At 63.2% G+C, this 1,852-nt stretch carries 3 protein-coding genes; 2 read left to right on the top strand and 1 reads right to left on the bottom strand.

The genetic code is table 11. The features are described from left to right. Both RM423_RS24555 and RM423_RS24550 read left to right on the top strand, forming a co-directional pair. The coding region (locus RM423_RS24555) for a hypothetical protein (protein WP_311425664.1) at positions 1-531 on the top strand (531 nt) is incomplete at its 5' end. Between the two features lie 52 nt (positions 532-583). Further along, the gene (locus tag RM423_RS24550) at positions 584-943 is read left to right on the top strand and encodes a DUF488 domain-containing protein (protein ID WP_311425663.1); all 360 of its coding nucleotides are present in this window, start codon (positions 584-586) and stop codon (positions 941-943) included. A gap of 42 nt (positions 944-985) precedes the next feature. On the opposite strand, the gene RM423_RS24545 is transcribed toward RM423_RS24550, so the two are convergent. Next, on the bottom strand, positions 986-1,705 hold the full coding sequence (locus RM423_RS24545; protein WP_311425662.1) for a hemerythrin domain-containing protein: 720 nt from the start codon (positions 1,703-1,705) through the stop codon (positions 986-988). Positions 1,706-1,852: the final 147 nt, after the last annotated feature.

Here is a 1,852-nt window from a genome sequence, read left to right as displayed (position 1 = left end):
CGTCCGCGCCGGCACGGTCTTCGTCAACGGCAAACTCGTCGAACGATCAGAAGATCAACAACCCGTCGCGCCGCCCCTCGAAACCGCAGCCTGACCAAGACCAATCCACAGGTATTGACAATTGCTCATGTTCGCCGGTTGCTGTTCGAGCTGTACTGGCGGCATGGTGCTGACATCGGCAATCCGACGGTTCTGCGGACCCCGTTGGTCGGCCCGATGCTTCGCGGTCACTCCGGCGTCGACCCGATTACCACTGATGCCTTCCGACGCATCCGATCCTGGCGTAGCGAATGGCAGGACCTCGGCCGCCCCGACCTGCCGTGTGTACAGGTGCAGGATCAGGCGTTCACCGGTTTGGAGGCGGTACGTCGCCTCGGCGAGGAGGTCTCAGGCCTTCAGTCGAACCCGGAACTCGTGGAGTTGCCCGACCCGAGCCGGTATCCCCCGCTGAGCGTCCATCCGAACCTGACGTGGGTCTCCGAGGTTGGTGGTACCTGGGAGGACACTTATCAGCAGGCACCACTCGATTGAGAGCCACAACGTTGCCGATCTGGGAAGGCCTACCGGCAGCAAGGAGTTGTTGATGGCCAGGCAATGCCGGGTTCGGGTGCGTCGAATCTATGACGAGCCCGCACCCGAGGACGGTGCACGGGTGCTGGTGGACCGGGTCTGGCCGCGGGGAATGACCAAGCAGAAGGCCCGGCTGGACGAGTGGTGCAAGCAGGTCGCTCCGTCCACCGATCTGCGTAAGTGGTACGGCCATCAGCCTGAGCGTTTCGAGGAGTTCACGCGTCGCTACTGCGAGGAACTCACCGATCCTGAGCGTGCCCAAGCTTTGCTTCATCTGCGTGCACTGGCGAGCGAGCGGACGTTGACGCTGCTCACAGCGACCAAGGATGCTGGTATCAGCGAAGCCGCGGTGCTCGCCACCATGCTCGGTTGAGTTCCAGCCACCAGGAGGTAGTGGGTGATGCGGGGTGGTTGCTCAGGCGCCGGTGTGGCGGCTGATGGTGGCGCGCCATTGGGGTGGCCCCTGTTGGAGGTAGGTGAAGCCGTAGCCGCCTGGGTCGCTGGTTGCCAGCCGCCGCCAGAGTGGAAGCGGGTCGGTGCTGGCGTGCAGTTCGAGCTGTTCACCGCGTCGTAGCCTTAGCAGTCTTCCGGTCACGGCATCGATCCCGGGGGCGCCGGGCAGGGTGTCCAGGTCGATGACGGGGCCTTCGATCAAGGCGTACCAGGTGTGTGGGGTGGCGCCGAGGGCAGTGGTCGAGGGGGTCTCGGTTTCGGCGGTGAGGAGCTGCTCTTCCGTCTGAATGTGATCACGAAGAGTCGTTGTCAGCTGCCGTACTGCTGCGCCCAATTGCGCCGGGGAGTGGGTGTCGGTGCTGGCCGCGGTGAGGGTGTCGATGTTCTCGCGCAGGGTCAGGTGCTGCTCTCGCAGCGGCGCGAGAACCTCAGTGGTCAGCTGATAGTTGCGGAACAACAGCCATTCCTCGTCAGTGATCTGCCTTAGCACTTCAAGATGTAGATAGTCCAGCAGCTGGTACAGCTCGGCTCCGGGCCATTTGTCTTGATCGGTGCGGGACAGAACGGGGGCCGTCCGGGCGGTGACCTGGTCCAACAGGTAGCTGTGCTGTGCGGGCAGCGTGGTGTGGGTGAGAGGTTGTGACGGTGAGAGGTCAGGGGTGGAGTCTGCGGGTGGGCACATACGTGAATCCTCCGATGCGGCTAACCCGGGGCTTTCATGAGGGCGGCGCGTTGATCAACTGAAAAGTGCTCCAAGCCAGCAAGAATCAGGGTTGCGACGACCAGTTCATGCGGAGCGAGGAGCACCTTCAGGGTGAAGAATATCGGG

Source organism: Jatrophihabitans lederbergiae, assembly GCF_031845305.1.
In the GTDB taxonomy this organism is placed as follows: Bacteria; Actinomycetota; Actinomycetes; order Mycobacteriales; family Jatrophihabitantaceae; genus Jatrophihabitans_A; species Jatrophihabitans_A lederbergiae.
This window is presented reverse-complemented; position numbering and strand designations above follow the sequence as displayed.